We start from the raw sequence: 14,765 nt of genomic DNA on the forward strand, positions 1-14,765 counted from the left end.
GGTCGTTGATTTCGTTATGACCGTGACCCTTACCACCAACCCTCCCCCGTCCACCACCGATCTGCTGACCGGCGTCCTCCTCGGCCCGGAATTCCGCCGCGAGCACGGATTCTGGCAGCGGCTGATCAGCACAGAACCGTTCCGCCGCCCCGCCGGCGGAACGCCCGAGGAGCGACTGGAGCTCGCCTACGACCGGTTGCGGATCCTCAACCTCTCCCTCGACAGCGGGGCACGCCTCGCCGCCGACTCCCGGGCGCTGGCCGCTCTGCACGCCTGGCTCGGCCCGGTGGACCCCGCGCTGACCACCGTGGCGGGCATCCACTACAACCTCTTCCTCGGCAGCCTCCTCGACCACGCGTGCGCGGACCGTCGCGATCTGTCCGACTATCTGACGATGCGGCGCATCGGTACCTTCCTCTGTACGGAGGTGGCACACGGCAACAACGCCTCGGCCATGGAGACCACCGCGACCTACGACCGTGAGAGGAACGGCTTCGTCCTGCACACCCCGAACGCGGGCGCCCAGAAGTTCATGCCCAACACCAGCCCGGCGGGCGGAGCCAAGTCCGGGCTGGTCGCCGCTCGTCTGGTGGCCGACGGATCCGACCACGGGGTACGTCTCTTCCTGGTGCCGCTCACCGACGACGAGGAGACACTGCCGGGCGTCCGCGTGCGGCGTCTCCCGGCCCGGATGGGAAGTCCGGTGGACCACTGCCTGACCTCGTTCGACCGGCTCTTCGTGGCGCGGGACGCCCTGCTGGAACGCGGCGACGAGAGCGAGGTCCCCGGGGAGTTCAGGACCGGCCCGGGGGACAGGCGGCGGCGCTTTCTGACCTCGATCGGACGGGTCGTCCCCGGCCGCGTGTCCATGAGCGCCTGTGCGGCGGGCTCGGCCCGCGCGACCCTCGCCGTCGCCGTGCGCTACGGCGGTCACCGGCTGATCTCCGGGACGCGGGGCGCGCCGCCCCTGCCCGTCAACGCGCACCGGACCCACCACGGGCCGCTCGCCTCCGCCATGGCCACGGTCTTCGCCATGAGCCTCCTCCACCGCCGGGCCCAGCAGCGGTGGGAAGCCTGCACGGGCGAGGACGGCCGGAGGGACGCCGGCAGACTCGTCGACGTCGCCAAGGCGTGGATCACCTGGCGGGCTCGTGACGTCATCGTCGAGAGCCGCGAACGCTGCGGCGCGCAGGCCCTGCTGGAGAACAACGGCATGACCGAACTCGTCACAGGGGTGGAGGGGGCCATCACCGCGGAGGGCGACAACATCGCCCTGTACGCCAAGGCCGCGGCGGAGATGCTCTTCGCCGCCGAGCCCCGTCAGGACGAGGCCCCGGGCCGGGGCCCGAGCCCCGGTGACCTGGCCGACCCGCGCTTCCTGGGCCGGCTCCTCACCGCGCTCCAGGACATCTGGTTCGCCCGGGCGAGGGAGCGCGCGCAGCGGGCGCCCGACGCCGACCTCCTCGAGCGGTGGAACGCGGCCTCGGGCCCCGCCCTGCGCGGGGTCGAGGCATACGCGTACCAGGAGGCCGCCGCAGCCTACGCGGAGGCCCGCGCGGCGCTGCCCGAGGGGGACGCCAAGGACCGGCTGGGAGAACTGGAGCGGCTGTTCGCCGTCGAATGGGTGGCCCGCAACAGCGGTGACCTGCTGGCCGCAGGCCTCCTGAGCGGCGATCAGGTCGAAGCCCTGCCGGAGACCGCCGAGCAGCTGATCGCGGCCGTCGCAGCGCACTCCCCGCAACTGGCCGAATCCTTCGCCCTGCCCGAGGCCCTGCTCGCCGACTGGCCCATCGCCGGACCCGGTTACGCGAACGCGTACGACGATCCCCGCGGCCCCTGGAACACGGGCCCGGCGGACGCCCGATGAGCGCCGTGACCAGGGGACAGACCCTGTACGGCCGCCTGGGGGAGAGCCTGGAGATCCTGGTCCTGCGCGGCGTTCTGCTGGCCTACTGGGGCGCGGTGTCCGTGCTCGCCCGCCGGAGCGCGAAGCCGTGGACGCAAGGCGGCGAATCGGTTCACCCCAAGGGCTGACCCGCCCGAAGGCCGGTACGGAGGGGGCCCGCGCGCCGTACCGGCCGTCGGCCCCCGAGGCCCGCGCCGCGCCGCGTGATAACTTGCAGAAGCCAGTCACACTCCACGTGGAGTCAGGGAATCCGGTGCGAATCCGGAGCTGACGCGCAGCGGTGAGGGGGACGGGCGGGGCCACTGCCACTGGGACACCCTCGGGTGTACCGGGAAGGCGCTCCGTCCGGACGAACCCGAGTCCGAAGACCTGCTGGCACCCGCTTCCGTTCCGGAGGCGGAACACCGTAACGGGCTTCGCGCATGAGCCCAGAGACGCCGAGGGACTCCGTGCCGCCCATAGCCAGCACCGTACGCCGAACCACCCTGCTCCTCGCGGGACTCGTCCTGCTGACCGCCTGCGGCGGCAGCGGATCGACCACAGCCGCGAAGAGCGGGGGCGGCGCCGGTCAACCGGTGACGCTGAAGAACTGCGGGCGCACCGTGACCGTCGAGGCTGCCCCGCGGCACGCGGTCTCCCTCGACCAGGGGTCGACGGAGATCCTGTTCTCCCTGGGCCTGGCGGACCGGATCGCCGGCACCTCCACCTGGACCGACCCCGTGATGAAGGGCCTGGAGAAGGCCGACGCGAAGGTTCCCCGCATCGCGCAGAACCGTCCCTCCTCGGAGAAGGTCCTCGACCAGGAACCCGACTTCGTCAGCGCCTCCTTCGAATCGACCCTGGGCAAGGGCGGTGTGGCTCCCCGCGAGCAGTTCGAGGACCTCGGTGTGCCGACCTACGTCTCGCCGTCCGACTGCACGGCCAAGGACAACAGCGGCAGCGGCGACGGCTCCCGTACGAAGCGTCTGACCATGGACAGCGTCTACACCGAAGTGCGCGAGCTGGCCCGGGTGTTCGGCGTCCCCGAGCGGGGCGACGCTCTCGTCGCCCGCCTCGAGGCCCGTATCGGCAAGGCGACCGAGGGCATGGACGCCTCCGGCACCACGATGCTCTACTGGTTCGCCAACGCCGAGGCCCCCTACCTCGCCGGCTGCTGCGGAGCCCCCGGCATCATCACCGAGGAACTCGGCGCGGAGAACGTCTTCGACGACACCCACGAGGAATGGCCCCAGATCAACTGGGAGACCGTCGCCGACCGCAACCCCGACGTGCTGGTCATCGGCGACCTGACCCGTAAGTCGCAGACGGCCGAGAGCGCCGCCAAGAAGATCGAGTTCCTGGAGTCCAACCCCGCCACCAAGAACATGGACGCCGTCCGGCACAAGCGGTATGTCCTGCTCAGCGGCCAGGCGATGAACCCGTCCATCCGGACCGTGGAGGGCGTGGAGCAGGTCGCCGCGGGTCTGCGTTCGTTCGGGCTCGCGGGGTGACGAAGACCGGACACGCTCTGCACGCTCCGGACATGAGCCTGGAGCAGCCACCCGCGGCCGGTGCGGCCGCAGGAGCCCGGCTGCTGCGCGACGGTGTCCTGTGGGGCGCCGGGTTCGCCCTGCTGCTCCTGTCCGTCGCGGTCGCCGTCACGATCGGGCCCGCCCGTATCTCCGTCCCCGACGTCTGGTCCGCGGTGGCCTCCCACCTCGGCCTCACCGAGGCAGGCCTGACCCCCATACGCGACGGCATCATCTGGAACCTGCGCATGCCCCGCACCCTGCTGGCCGCGGTGTGCGGGGCCGGACTCGCGGTGTGCGGCACCGTGATGCAGTCGCTGCTGCGCAACCCGCTCGCCGACCCGTTCGTCCTCGGTGTCTCCTCCGGGGCGTCCACCGGCGCGGTGGTCGTCGTCGTCCTGGGCGTCGGCGGGGGAGCGGTGTCGATCTCGGGCGGCGCCTTCGTCGGGGCCCTCTGCTCGTTCGCCCTCGTCCTGCTGCTCAGCCACGTCCTCGGCGGTTCCACCGACCGGGTGGTCCTCTCCGGGGTCGCGGCCATGCAGCTCTTCTCCGCACTCACCTCCTTCGTCGTGATGACGGCGGCCGACGCCGAACAGACCCGGGGTGTGCTGTTCTGGCTGCTCGGTTCGCTGAGCGGGGTCGGCTGGGGCGATGTGTGGATGTGTTCCGCCGTGCTCGCCGTGACCCTGCTGGTCTGCCTCGGCCATGCTCGTACCCTCGACGCCTTCGCCTTCGGGCAGGACGCGGCGGCAGCCCTCGGGGTGCATGTGGCCCGCACCCGGATCGTGCTGCTCTGCACCACCGCGCTGCTGACCGCGGCCCTCGTCAGCTCGGCGGGCGCCATCGGGTTCGTCGGCCTCGTCCTGCCGCACGCCGCCCGGGCGTTGACCGGGTCCGGGCACCGGCGGCTGCTGCCGGTGACGGCGCTCGCCGGAGCCGTGTTCCTGGTCTGGGTCGACACCCTGGCCAGGACCGTCCTGGACCCGCAGGAGGTTCCGGTCGGCGTCGTCACTTCCCTCATCGGGGTGCCCGCCTTCGTTCTGGTCCTCTACCGCACGAGGAGAAACGGATGACCCGGGCGGGCACCCCCGGCGACGGCCTGAGGGCCGCGCGGGTCGGCAGGGAAGCCGGCGGGCGGATCGTCCTCGACGACGTGAGCATCGCGCCGCCGCCCGGCACCACCGTCGGACTCCTCGGACCGAACGGCTCCGGCAAGACCACGCTCCTGCGGGTGATGGCGGGCGTACTCACCCCCGGCGCGGGCGTCGTCACCCTCGACGGCCGCACTCTCGCCGAGACCGGCCGGCGCGGTGTGGCCCGCCGGGTGGCCGTCGTCGACCAGCACGCGGTCACCCAGGTCGATCTGAGTGTGCTGGACGTCGTACGCCTCGGCCGCATCCCGCACCGGCGCGCCTGGTCCGCGCCCGGGCCCGAGGACGAGGCCGCCGTGCGAGAGGCCTTGACCCACACCGGGCTCGCCGACCGCGCGGGGCAGTCCTGGCACACCCTGTCCGGCGGTGAACGCCAGCGCGTCCAGATCGCCCGCGCCCTGGCCCAGCAGCCCCGTGAGCTGCTGCTGGACGAACCCACGAACCACCTGGACATCCAACACCAGCTGGAACTCCTGTCCCTGGTGGCCGCGCTGCCCGTCACCGCGGTGATCGCGCTGCACGACCTCAATCTGGCCGCGATGTTCTGCGACCGGGTGACAGTCATGAAGGAAGGCCGTGTGGTGGCCGCCGGCACACCCTCGGAGGTGATCACCGAGGAACTCGTCGCCGATGTCTACCGCGTACGCGCGGTGGTGCGGCCGGAAGGGCCCGACGGACGCCCGTCGGTGCGGTTCCTGCCGGGAGAAGCCGTCCACGGACGGCGCAGGCACGACGAGAGGGCGGGCCCGTGAACCATCCGGGTCCGCCCCTCGCTGCTGTGGTGCGGCCTTTCGCCGCTGTCTGTGTGAGGGGTCAGCGACGACGTCCCTGGCCGAACTCGCCGCCCGTGTCCTTGCCGCTGCCCGTGTCCTTGCCGTCCGCGTAGTCGATCTTCTCCTTGCGGAGCTCGGCGGAGACTTCCTTCTGCTCGGTGACCTTGCTGGTTTCGAGGTGGACCCGCTCCACGGGGACCGCCTCCTTGCGGACGGTGGCTCGTTCGGCGTGCAGGGTGACTTCGACGTCCTGCTCGCCGAGTTCGCGCCCCTTCATGCCTGTTCCCTTCTCGCCAGGCCGCATAGGCTCGCGCACCACGCGCACCTCCTCATGGGACACGGGCACCGTCCGCGTGACGTTCTCGGTCACGACGTACTTGTGCAGCCGCGCCCTTCCGCTCTCGTACTCCTCCGTGCCGACCTGGAGCTGCTCCTCGGACCGGATCATGTCCTCCCGGCCTCCGGCGCCCGCGGCGGACCGCTCGGCTCCGGCTCCCGCGAGCGGGCGCGAGGTGGAGGAGGCGTCCATGTCGCGGTGCCTGCCCGCGCCGGCCGTGGTGCCGGTGGCTTTCGCCTGGCCGGCCGAAGTGGTGCGAGCGGTTCCGGCAGCACCTGCGGCGCCGGCGGCTCCCATCGCTCCTGTTCCGGTCCCGGACGTCGTGCGCGCGTCACCGTGTGCCCCGGCGTTACCCGTGCCCTTCCTGGCCATCCCGTAGTGCCGGTACAGCTCCTCCTCCTCCGATACGGAGAGATGCGCGTCGGCGTCCACGCGGGGGGCTTCCTTGACTCGGTCCTTCGGGTGCGAGACGTGCAGGTCGGAACCCACGCGGCGGGCTCCTGCCAGCGGTACGAAACTCTCCTTCATGCCGAACATGCCGGTCTTGACGGTGATCCAGTCGGGCTTGCCGGTGTCGTCGTCGACGTACACCCGCCCCACTGTGCCCACCTTCTCCCCGTCGCTGTCGTAGACGGTCAGACCGTCGAGTTCTCCGGAATCCGTGAAACCGTCAGCGGCTCCCATGGCCGATACCTCCTCGCCCGGGCGCGTCCTGCGGTATGGGTCCAGCAGGGGAGGCGCGTCCGGATTCCATCGCGCCTCACCCAGTTGGACGGTGCAACTTCCCGGCCGGGGTGCTGAGCGGCCCGGAACACCGGGAAGGGGCGGTGACCCCGTCCCACGCGGATATCGGCCGACGACAGGCGTTACGCCATTCGGGTGAGTGCACTCTCCTGGGCGCGCCGGATGCGCGGCCTCGGCGCGCCCGTATGATCGACGCGCTGCAGCCGACCGTCGGCCCGGCCTGTCGTGGGAGGCGCGTCATCGGATCTGCGGGCATCAGTCTGCCCCGGCAGCGCGGCGAACTGCTGGCCCGCCAGGAGGACGGTCACGGACTCCACCACCTGGTCTGGCGGCTGGGGCCCGGCTGGCGGGTGTGCAGCAGTGCTGTGCTCGGCGGCGGGATCGGCGCACGGGCCTGGATCCTGAACGCCCAGGTGCCCGGCGGCTACCCCCGGCTCGACCCCGACCGGCACCTCGCGGAGATCGCGGCGGCCGAGGCGCTCGACGGCCCGGGCGCCGGACTGATGACGGCCGCTGATGTCACCGCGTACGCCGTCGCCGACGACGAAGGTGTGAGCGCGACCGTCACCAGTGGCCTCGGCGTACGGGGATGGGCCGCCGCCCCGGCTGAAGGCACCGACGGCCTGCCGCCACCGGGCACCGTCAACATCGTCGTCACCCTGCCCGTGGCGCTCTCCGACGCCGCCCTGGTCAACGCGGTGGCCACCGCCACCGAGGCGAAGGTGCAGGCGCTCGTGGACGCCGGTCTCGACTGCTCCGGTACGCCGACGGACGCGGTGTGCGTCGCCGCGCCCGCCCCGACAGGGCAGCCCGGGGAGCCGTTCGCCGGACCGCGTTCGCGCTGGGGCGCGCGACTCGCCAGAGCCGTGCACCGCGCCGTCCTGGAGAGCGCGCTGCGGCAGTCTTGAGACCCGCACCGACGAAAGGCATCTCCCCATGACCACCGCTTCCCCCGCCGACGCCGCCCCCAGCACCCCGACCGTCGCGGTCCTCGGCACGGGCATCATGGGATCCGGGATGGCACGCAGCCTGCTCAGGGACCGGCTCCCCGTCCGGGTCTGGAACCGCACGCGGTCCAGAGCCGAGCCGCTGGCCGCCGACGGCGCCACCGTGACGGACACGGCCGAGGAGGCGGTCCGCGGAGCCGATGTCGTCCTGACCGTTCTGAACGACGGCCGGTCCGTGGCGGAAACCCTGACCGCGGCGACACCGGGGCTGCGACCGGGGCAGATCTGGCTGCAGAGCTCCACCGTCGGTCTCGACGCCACGACCGACCTCGTCCACCGGGCCGCCGGACTGGGACTGGTCTACCTCGACGCCCCGGTCTCCGGCACGAAGCAGCCCGCCGAGCAGGGAACCCTCACGGTGTTCGTCTCGGGTCCTTCAGGCGCCCGCGCGACGGCGCTGCCCGTCCTGGACGCGATCGGGCAGCGCACCGTATGGGTCGGGGAGGAGCCGGGAGCCGCGACGCGGCTGAAGCTCGTCGCCAACACCTGGGTGATCAACATGGTGAACAGCGTGGCGGAATGCCTCAATCTCGCCGAGGGGCTCGGGCTCGACCCGCAGCTCTTCCTGGACGCGATGAAGGGAGGCCCGCTGGACTCGCCGTACCTCCAGGGCAAGTCGGCGGCGGTGCTCTCGGGCGACCTCAGCCCGAGCTTCGCGCTCTCCACCGCGCTCAAGGACTCCCGGCTGATCCTGGACGCGGCAGAGGCGTCCGGAGTGACACTCGACCTGGTCGCCGCCTCCGCCGAGCGGTTCACCCGGGCAGAGGCGGCCGGACACGGCGGCCAGGACATGATCGCCACCTACTACGCCGGCCGCCCCGCATAGCCTTTCGGAGCGCGGCCACCGGGTGCCTCACCACCGCGTCGAGGAACCACACACCCGCCGGCCCGGTGGTCCATGGAGCCGGCGGGTGCGCGGCCGGTTGCGCGTCAGTCCTGGGGGAACATCCCGCTGCGCAGCTTGCGGAGAATGCGGCTGAGCAGGCGCGAGACATGCATCTGTGAGATGCCGAGCTCCTCCCCGACCTGAGCCTGTGTCATCTCCTGACCGAACCGCATGTCGATGATGCGGCGCTCACGTGCGTCGAGCTCGTCCAGCAACGGGGCGAGCGTATGGAGATTCTCCACCGTCTCCATCGCGGGGTCGGGCTCGCCCAGCACATCCGCGTAGGAGCGCCTGCCCGAAGCGTGGCCCAGGTCAGCCGTGTCGGCGGGCATGTCGAGCGATCCCGCTGTATAGCCGTTGGCCGCGACGATGCCCTCGGTGATCTCTTCCTCGCCGAGACCCAGGTGCTCGGCGAGCTCCCGCACCGTGGGATCCCGGTCGAGGTCCGCGACCAGCGCCTCCTTCGCCTTCGCGAGGTCCACCCGCAACTCCTGCAGTCGCCGCGGCACATGCACCGACCACGTGGTGTCCCGGAAGAAGCGCTTGATCTCGCCGACGATGTAGGGCACGGCGAACGACGTGAACTCGACCTCACGGGAGAGGTCGAAGCGGTCGATGGCCTTGATGAGACCGATGGTGCCGACCTGGACGATGTCCTCCATGTCGCCGCTGCCCCGGTTGCGGAAGCGACCGGCGGCGAATCGCACGAGAGACAGATTCATCTCGATGAGGGTGTTCCGGGCGTACTGGTACTCGGACGTTCCCTCTTCGAGCGTCCGCAGGCGCTCGAAGAAGAGCTTCGACAGCTTACGGGCGTCCTGCGGGGCGATCTGCCCGGCGTCCTCGATCCAGGGAAGCCCGACCGGGGCACCTGCTCGATCCGCTCCGGCGGTCTGTGCAGTGTGCGCGGTCATCCCGTCACGCTCCTCAGGTTGTAGGCCATGAGGTGTGAGCGTCTGCCCGACGTTCTGCAACTCATGCATGAGGCGGCGGATTTGAGCCAAGCCGCGCGCGCGGATCGGCCGGGCGAGGACGGGGTGGTACACAGGACCGCCCCACCGGTACGGGGGAGCCCGGTGGGGCGGCCGTATCCAGAGTGCCACAGGCCGACGCCGGGTGGGGCCGTATCCCGCGCAGTGGTGCGCGATTCCCCTGACCGCACTGCACACCCGGTCCCCGCCCCGGCGCGCTTTCGGGGCGCGCTCGTGAACAGACCGGTGTCGGGAATAGGTGCGGGGTGGGGGAGCCTTTCATCCCTGTCGCCGACCGCCGCCAGTAACCGGAGTGAGAGAGTCCATGTCCGAGGCCACACCCCTGCCCACTAACCCGCTGACGTCGCGGGTGCCGGGCCCCGGTACGGAAACCGAAGCGTCGCATCCGCTGGACAATCCGGCCCGCGCCTCGCTGACCGGTCCGCATGCCCACTTCGCCGAGCGGCGCGGACGCGTCCTGCGCTACCGTCCCGACGTCACCCCCTGGCTCGCCCTGCCCAACTCGCCCGACGTCCAGGACTGGGCGGATGCCGCAGCGCTCGCCGGTCCAGGGGGTTCCGTCACACTCACCGCCTTCCGCGAGCCCCCGCCGGCCGACTGGGAGATCGTCTTCCAGGCCGAGGGCGTCCAGATGGTCGACGGCGCCGTGGACGCCGCCCCCGATCCGGAGGCCCTGCTCCTCGGCCCGGCCGATGTGCCGGAGATGCTGGACCTGGTCGAGCGCACCCGGCCCGGCCCCTTCCTGCCGCGCACCGTGGAGCTCGGCACCTATCTCGGCATCCGGCGCTCCGGAGTGCTCGTCGCCATGGCGGGGGAGCGGCTGCACCCTACCGGCTGGACCGAGATCAGTGGTGTCTGCACGGACAGCTCCGTGCGGGGCGAGGGACTCGCGACGCGTCTTGTCAGGGCCGTCGCCCACGGCATCAGGGAACGAGGCGAGACGCCCTTCCTGCACGCCGCCGCGTCGAACACCTCCGCCATCCGGCTCTACGAGTCCCTCGGCTTCACCCTGCGCCGCAGGACCACTTTCCTCTCGGCGCTCGTCCCGGCGGACGCGGGGCCGCCGCCCACCGACGTCAGGACCCGGAGCCAGGGGACGGGTAGCTTGGAACACGTGGGGCGATAGGGACGAACAGGCAGGAGACGTGCGGTGGTCATGGGGCTCCGGCGCCCGGCGGCGGCGCGCAGGCCGCAACTGCCCGGTGCGGACCCGGCAGAGACCGCGGCGGGTGCCTCCCGGATCGGGAACTGGGCGCTCACGCTGTGGCTGCTTCTCCTGACCGTCGCGGTCGTCCTTCTGGACGCCCTCACCGGTAACGACCTCCCTCTGATCCCGCTCTTGGTCGTCCTGCCCGCGTTGGCCTCGGTCTTCTGCACGGTCCGCCAGACCACCGCCGTAGCGGTATGGGTCATGCTGGTGGTCGTCGGATCCCGGATCGCCTCGACCGGCGCCTTCTGGGACGTGGTCTTCCTCCTCGGCTTCACGGCCCTCGCCAGCGCCCTGGGCGTCGTCGCCTGTGCCGCACGCATCCGGCACGCCACCGAGATGGCGAGGCTGCGCTCCGCCGCCGTCGCCCTGCAGCGCCAGATCCTGCGCCCGCTGCCCATCGTCACGCGGCAGGTCCGCGCCCACGGCCTCTACGAGCCGATCGAGGAGGACCGCTTCGTCGGCGGCGACATCTACGAGGTCGTGCAGTCACCGTACGGAACCCGGGTGATCATCGGAGATGTGCAGGGCAAGGGCCTGCCCGCGATCGGGGCCGGTTTCGCCGCTCTCGGCGCGTTCCGGGAGGCGGCCGTCAGGGAACCCCAGCTCACCGCGGTGGCCGACGCCGTCGAGGACGCGGTCGTCCGGCACAATGCCTTCTCCGCCGAGACCGGCGAGGAAGAACGTTTCGTCACCGCCCTGCTGCTGTGCTTCGACGACCGTGACCGGGCGCTGGCCGTCAACTGCGGCCATCTGCCGCCACGGCTGCTGCACGGCGGGGCGGCGTCGACGGTCCCCCTGCGCCGGACGTCCGTACCGTTGGGCATGGCGGACCTCGGCGGTGAGGCGCGTGTCACCGAACGGGTCGGCTTCCCGTCGGGCGCCGCTCTGCTGGTCTTCACCGACGGGGTGACCGAGGCGCGCGACGCGGCGGGCAACTTCTACCCGTTCGACGAGCGGCTCGGCTCCTGGGCGGGGCGCGAGCCGGACCAGGTCCTGGACGCGCTCCAGGCCGATCTCCAGCACTTCTCCGGCGGGGTGCGCCGCGACGACGTCGCCGTGCTCGTCCTGAGCAGGTCGCAGGACGGCGGGGGAGACCCCGCGCCGGGCGCCGCCGACCGCGCAACGGCGGTGGGGCGTGGCCCCGGCCGCCACGGAGGGGACACACACCAACTCGATCCCACCAGGATCGACAGGGACCGCCACTCCTCCGACCGCGGGGCGCAGCACCGCGCCGGCGCTCCACCGGCCCGCCATGAGGCGCAGACCGGCCCGCACGCGCTCTTCACCCGCTTCCCGTTCCTGTGCTCGCGACCCGTCCGGCCCGCCGCGCAGGTGGAGTCGTTCATCGCGTACGGAACGGCGCCCTGCCCCTGCGCCTGGGCCGACCTCCGGCCTGGCAGGGCGAGGCGGGGCGGGTGTGCGTCGTCCGGGGCGCACGGGGTACGCGAGGTGCGACACCCGGCCGGCACAGGAACGGCGCGCGCACCGCACCGAGGGAGAGCAGACACATGACCGACCGCAGGCCCCAGGGAACCGCCTACACCGGGGCGACGGGCAGCCCGCCGCCGATACCGGCCGACATGCCCGACCAACAGGCCCAGGACGGCGAGGACGCCCTCGACGTGATCCTCCCACCGGGTACCGAACACCCCGAAGCGGAACCGGACACCGAGTCCGGCGCCGACGACACCGGCCTGGACGAGGCGGGATCGGGCCGGGACACCGCCCGGAACGCCGGCGTCCACCCGGAACACCCCACCCCGGACGAGTCGCCCGGGTGACTCGGGGCCCGCGGCCACGACGCCGAGCGGGCGGCCCCCGGTGAACCGTGGTCCACCGGGGGCCGCCCGCTCCATGGTTACCATGGCTGCCATGGGTTCGTACTACTTCTTTCTCTGATCAGCGGCCAGGACGCCGCCGGGCGACGCCGAGCGTCGTCGCGTGACCCGCAGGCTCACGCCGCGTGCCGCTGTCCTTTCCGTTGTCCGACATCCCGGTCCCGAGTCCGCCAGCGCCCCTTCCGTCCGCGACGGACGTCGGTGTGCGCGTCGCCGAGGGCATGCCATTTCAGGGAAAGCACCCATGTCTCTTCCGCATACCCCCGCCCAACTGGCCATGACCGACGTCTCCAAGGCGTACGGCGACCGTTCCGTCCTCGATCAGGTGTCCCTCACCGTCCGTCCCGGAGAGAAGGCCGGGGTCATCGGGGAGAACGGGTCCGGGAAGTCCACGCTGCTCCGACTGATGGCAGGGGCCGAAGCTCCGGACAGCGGCGACATCACCGTCAGCTTCCCGGGCGGAACCGGTCACCTCGCCCAGACCCTCACCCTCGACCCCCGCAGCACGGTCCAGGACGCCGTCGACGCGGCCCTCGCCGAACTCCGCGCCCTGGAACGGTCGGTCCGCGCGGCGGAGGAGGCGATGGCGGAGGACGAACCCACCGCGGCGCAGCTCGCCCTGTACGGGGACCTCCTGGCGGAGTTCGAGGAGCGCGGTGGATACCGGGCCGACGCGAGGACCGACGCCGCACTGCACGGTCTCGGGCTAGGCCACCTCACCCGGGACCGCGCGCTCGGCACACTGTCCGGCGGTGAGCAGTCCCGGCTCGCCCTGGCCTGCGTGCTGGCCGCGGCGCCGGAGCTCCTGCTCCTCGACGAGCCCACCAACCACCTCGACGCCGCCGCCGTCGCCTGGCTGGAGGACCACCTCCGAGCCCACCGGGGCACGGTGGTCGCCGTCACCCACGACCGGGCGTTCCTGGAGCGGATCACCACCGTGATCCTGGAGGTCGACCGCGACCTGCGGAGCGTCTCCCGGTACGGGGACGGCTGGGACGGCTACCGCACGGCGAAGGACGCCGCGCGCCGCCGATGGGCCCTGGAGCACCAGGAGTGGCTGGCCGACCTCGCCCGCACGGAAGAACTGGCGGGGGCGGCCGGCCGGCGCCTCGCCGGGACGGGCAAGGATCCCGGACAGGGCTTCGGCAAGCACCGCAGATCGCACGAGGCCAAACTGTCGGGCCAGGTCAGGTCCGCCAGAGCACGGTTGGAGGTGCTGCGCCGCTCACCCGTCCCCGCACCTCCCCGGCCGCTGTGCTTCACCGCCGAACCCGCCGTGGCCGGTGCGGCCGGCAGTGCCTCACCCCTGGTTGAATGCGACGCGGTCCGGGTCGGCGAACGGCTGGACCTGCCCTCCCTGCGTGTCGAGCCGGGCCGACGGCTTCTGGTCACGGGGCCCAACGGTGCGGGGAAGACCACACTCCTGCGTGTCCTGGCCGGCGACCTGGCACCCGACGCCGGCACGGTCCGGCGGCGTGGCCGCATCGGCTACCTCCCGCAGGAACTGCCCGTCAGGCCCACCCGCCGTACCCTGCTCGCCACCTTCGCCGCCGGCCGGCCGGGATTCCCCGACGAGTACGAGGACGACCTGCTGGCCCTCGGCCTGTTCCGCCCGGAGGACCTGGCCGTACCGGTGGCGGCCCTTTCCGTCGGGCAGCAGCGCAGGCTCACCCTGGCGCGGCTGGTGACCCGTCCAGCGGACCTGCTGATCCTGGACGAGCCGACGAACCACATCGCGCTCGGCCTGGTCGAGGAGCTGGAGGCGGCGCTCGACCGGTACGCGGGAGCCGCCGTGGTCGTCTCGCACGACCGGAGTTTCCGCAGCCGGTTCACCGGCGAACGCCTCGAACTCCGGGCAGGCCGCGCCGTGGCCGACTCCGCAACCTACGCCCCCGAGGGAGCGCGCCCCTCCCGGACGTAGGCACGCAACCGCTCGACGAAGACCCGCTGGCCCGCCACCAACAGCTCCAGGGCCTCGTCCGGTGTGCACCAGGCGAACCGGTCCATCTCCGGGAACTCCCGCAGCACACCGGATCCCTTCGGCCACTCCATGGAGAAGGTCCCCGGGACCGCCCCGGCCGGGTCCAGGTCGGCTTCCACGGCCCACACGGTCACGGTCTTGCCTCCGGACTGGCGCGTCTCGCCCAGAGGCACCCAGGCCCCGGCCGGGAGGGGCAGTCCGAGTTCCTCCTCGAACTCCCGGCGCGCGGCGGCGGCAGGCTCCTCGGCGGGGTCGTACTCGCCCTTGGGGACAGACCAGGCCGCCGTCTCACGGTGGGCCCAGAAAGGCCCACCCATGTGGCCGATCAGCACCTCGGCGTCCGGTCGGCCGTCCCCGCCGGTGACGACCCGGTAGAGCAGGAGCCCCGCACTGCGCTTGACCGTCGACATGTCGTCAAGTGTGCGGGCCGGT

The 14,765-nt window shown here is 72.2% G+C and carries 13 protein-coding genes, 1 pseudogene and 1 riboswitch; of the genes and pseudogenes, 11 read left to right on the top strand and 3 right to left on the bottom strand.

The features are described from left to right. Positions 1-16 precede the first annotated feature (16 nt). From ACFYSH_RS13945 to ACFYSH_RS13965, 5 genes are all read left to right on the top strand, one after another. On the top strand, positions 17-1,867 hold the full coding sequence (locus tag ACFYSH_RS13945) for an acyl-CoA dehydrogenase (RefSeq protein ID WP_359468443.1): 1,851 nt from the start codon (positions 17-19) through the stop codon (positions 1,865-1,867). Between the two features lie 5 nt (positions 1,868-1,872). Further along, positions 1,873-2,034, top strand: coding sequence for a hypothetical protein (locus tag ACFYSH_RS13950; protein ID WP_388752484.1), 162 nt, complete (start codon positions 1,873-1,875; stop codon positions 2,032-2,034). 76 nt (positions 2,035-2,110) lie between these two features. Further along, positions 2,111-2,298, top strand: a riboswitch (cobalamin riboswitch). Positions 2,299-2,328: 30 nt separating this feature from the next. Then, positions 2,329-3,396: an ABC transporter substrate-binding protein gene (locus ACFYSH_RS13955; RefSeq protein ID WP_388752487.1), complete on the top strand. Its 1,068-nt coding sequence runs from the start codon at positions 2,329-2,331 to the stop codon at positions 3,394-3,396. A gap of 32 nt (positions 3,397-3,428) precedes the next feature. Beyond that, positions 3,429-4,487 (top strand): iron chelate uptake ABC transporter family permease subunit, encoded by a 1,059-nt coding sequence (locus tag ACFYSH_RS13960; RefSeq protein ID WP_359468446.1) that lies wholly within the window; start codon positions 3,429-3,431, stop codon positions 4,485-4,487. Then, the gene (locus ACFYSH_RS13965; RefSeq protein ID WP_388752490.1) at positions 4,484-5,317 is read left to right on the top strand and encodes an ABC transporter ATP-binding protein; all 834 of its coding nucleotides are present in this window, start codon (positions 4,484-4,486) and stop codon (positions 5,315-5,317) included. The genes ACFYSH_RS13960 and ACFYSH_RS13965 overlap by 4 nt, the downstream gene beginning before the upstream one ends. Before the next feature lie 61 nt (positions 5,318-5,378). Here ACFYSH_RS13965 and ACFYSH_RS13970 read toward each other — a convergent pair whose 3' ends face one another. Further along, positions 5,379-6,359 (bottom strand): PRC and DUF2382 domain-containing protein, encoded by a 981-nt coding sequence (locus tag ACFYSH_RS13970; protein WP_388752493.1) that lies wholly within the window; start codon positions 6,357-6,359, stop codon positions 5,379-5,381. 245 nt (positions 6,360-6,604) lie between these two features. On the opposite strand from ACFYSH_RS13970, the gene ACFYSH_RS13975 reads away from it, so the two are divergent. Next, on the top strand, positions 6,605-7,327 hold the full coding sequence (locus tag ACFYSH_RS13975) for an adenosylcobinamide amidohydrolase (protein WP_359468456.1): 723 nt from the start codon (positions 6,605-6,607) through the stop codon (positions 7,325-7,327). Between the two features lie 28 nt (positions 7,328-7,355). Continuing rightward, a complete protein-coding gene (locus ACFYSH_RS13980; protein WP_359468458.1) occupies positions 7,356-8,252 on the top strand; it encodes an NAD(P)-dependent oxidoreductase in 897 nt (298 codons plus the stop codon). 104 nt (positions 8,253-8,356) lie between these two features. Here ACFYSH_RS13980 and ACFYSH_RS13985 read toward each other — a convergent pair whose 3' ends face one another. Next, complete coding sequence (locus ACFYSH_RS13985; RefSeq protein WP_359468460.1) at positions 8,357-9,226, bottom strand: RNA polymerase sigma factor SigF; 870 nt, start codon at positions 9,224-9,226, stop codon at positions 8,357-8,359. A gap of 382 nt (positions 9,227-9,608) precedes the next feature. On the opposite strand from ACFYSH_RS13985, the gene ACFYSH_RS13990 reads away from it, so the two are divergent. The 4 genes and pseudogenes from ACFYSH_RS13990 (at position 9,609) to abc-f (ending at position 14,273) form a co-directional block, all read left to right on the top strand. Then, positions 9,609-10,430, top strand: coding sequence for a GNAT family N-acetyltransferase (locus ACFYSH_RS13990; RefSeq protein ID WP_359468463.1), 822 nt, complete (start codon positions 9,609-9,611; stop codon positions 10,428-10,430). 24 nt (positions 10,431-10,454) lie between these two features. Further along, positions 10,455-11,627, top strand: a pseudogene (locus tag ACFYSH_RS13995) (PP2C family protein-serine/threonine phosphatase); the annotation flags it as partial. 395 nt (positions 11,628-12,022) lie between these two features. Then, positions 12,023-12,295, top strand: coding sequence for a hypothetical protein (locus tag ACFYSH_RS14000; RefSeq protein WP_359468466.1), 273 nt, complete (start codon positions 12,023-12,025; stop codon positions 12,293-12,295). Between the two features lie 301 nt (positions 12,296-12,596). Further along, positions 12,597-14,273, top strand: coding sequence for a ribosomal protection-like ABC-F family protein (gene abc-f, locus ACFYSH_RS14005; protein WP_388752498.1), 1,677 nt, complete (start codon positions 12,597-12,599; stop codon positions 14,271-14,273). Here the strand turns inward: abc-f and ACFYSH_RS14010 are convergent. Next, positions 14,237-14,743, bottom strand: a complete 507-nt coding sequence (locus tag ACFYSH_RS14010) for an NUDIX domain-containing protein (RefSeq protein ID WP_359468471.1) — start codon at positions 14,741-14,743, stop codon at positions 14,237-14,239. The two genes, abc-f and ACFYSH_RS14010, sit on opposite strands and share 37 nt — an antisense overlap. Positions 14,744-14,765: the final 22 nt, after the last annotated feature.

Origin of the sequence: Streptomyces sp. NPDC005791 (assembly GCF_042871485.1) — a bacterium.
Lineage (GTDB): Bacteria > Actinomycetota > Actinomycetes > Streptomycetales > Streptomycetaceae > Streptomyces.

Excerpts from the sequence above, each read along its gene's own strand:
- ACFYSH_RS13955 (WP_388752487.1), top strand. The coding sequence starts at position 2,329 with ATGAGCCCAGAGACGCCGAGGGACTCCGTGCCGCCCATAGCCAGCACC.
- ACFYSH_RS14010 (WP_359468471.1), bottom strand. The coding sequence starts at position 14,743 with ATGTCGACGGTCAAGCGCAGTGCGGGGCTCCTGCTCTACCGGGTCGTC.
- ACFYSH_RS13970 (WP_388752493.1), bottom strand. The coding sequence starts at position 6,359 with ATGGGAGCCGCTGACGGTTTCACGGATTCCGGAGAACTCGACGGTCTG.
- ACFYSH_RS13960 (WP_359468446.1), top strand. The coding sequence starts at position 3,429 with ATGAGCCTGGAGCAGCCACCCGCGGCCGGTGCGGCCGCAGGAGCCCGG.
- ACFYSH_RS13985 (WP_359468460.1), bottom strand. The coding sequence starts at position 9,226 with ATGACCGCGCACACTGCACAGACCGCCGGAGCGGATCGAGCAGGTGCC.
- ACFYSH_RS13945 (WP_359468443.1), top strand. The coding sequence starts at position 17 with ATGACCGTGACCCTTACCACCAACCCTCCCCCGTCCACCACCGATCTG.
- ACFYSH_RS13990 (WP_359468463.1), top strand. The coding sequence starts at position 9,609 with ATGTCCGAGGCCACACCCCTGCCCACTAACCCGCTGACGTCGCGGGTG.
- ACFYSH_RS13980 (WP_359468458.1), top strand. The coding sequence starts at position 7,356 with ATGACCACCGCTTCCCCCGCCGACGCCGCCCCCAGCACCCCGACCGTC.
- abc-f (WP_388752498.1), top strand. The coding sequence starts at position 12,597 with ATGTCTCTTCCGCATACCCCCGCCCAACTGGCCATGACCGACGTCTCC.
- ACFYSH_RS13975 (WP_359468456.1), top strand. The coding sequence starts at position 6,605 with ATGATCGACGCGCTGCAGCCGACCGTCGGCCCGGCCTGTCGTGGGAGG.
- ACFYSH_RS13965 (WP_388752490.1), top strand. The coding sequence starts at position 4,484 with ATGACCCGGGCGGGCACCCCCGGCGACGGCCTGAGGGCCGCGCGGGTC.
- ACFYSH_RS14000 (WP_359468466.1), top strand. The coding sequence starts at position 12,023 with ATGACCGACCGCAGGCCCCAGGGAACCGCCTACACCGGGGCGACGGGC.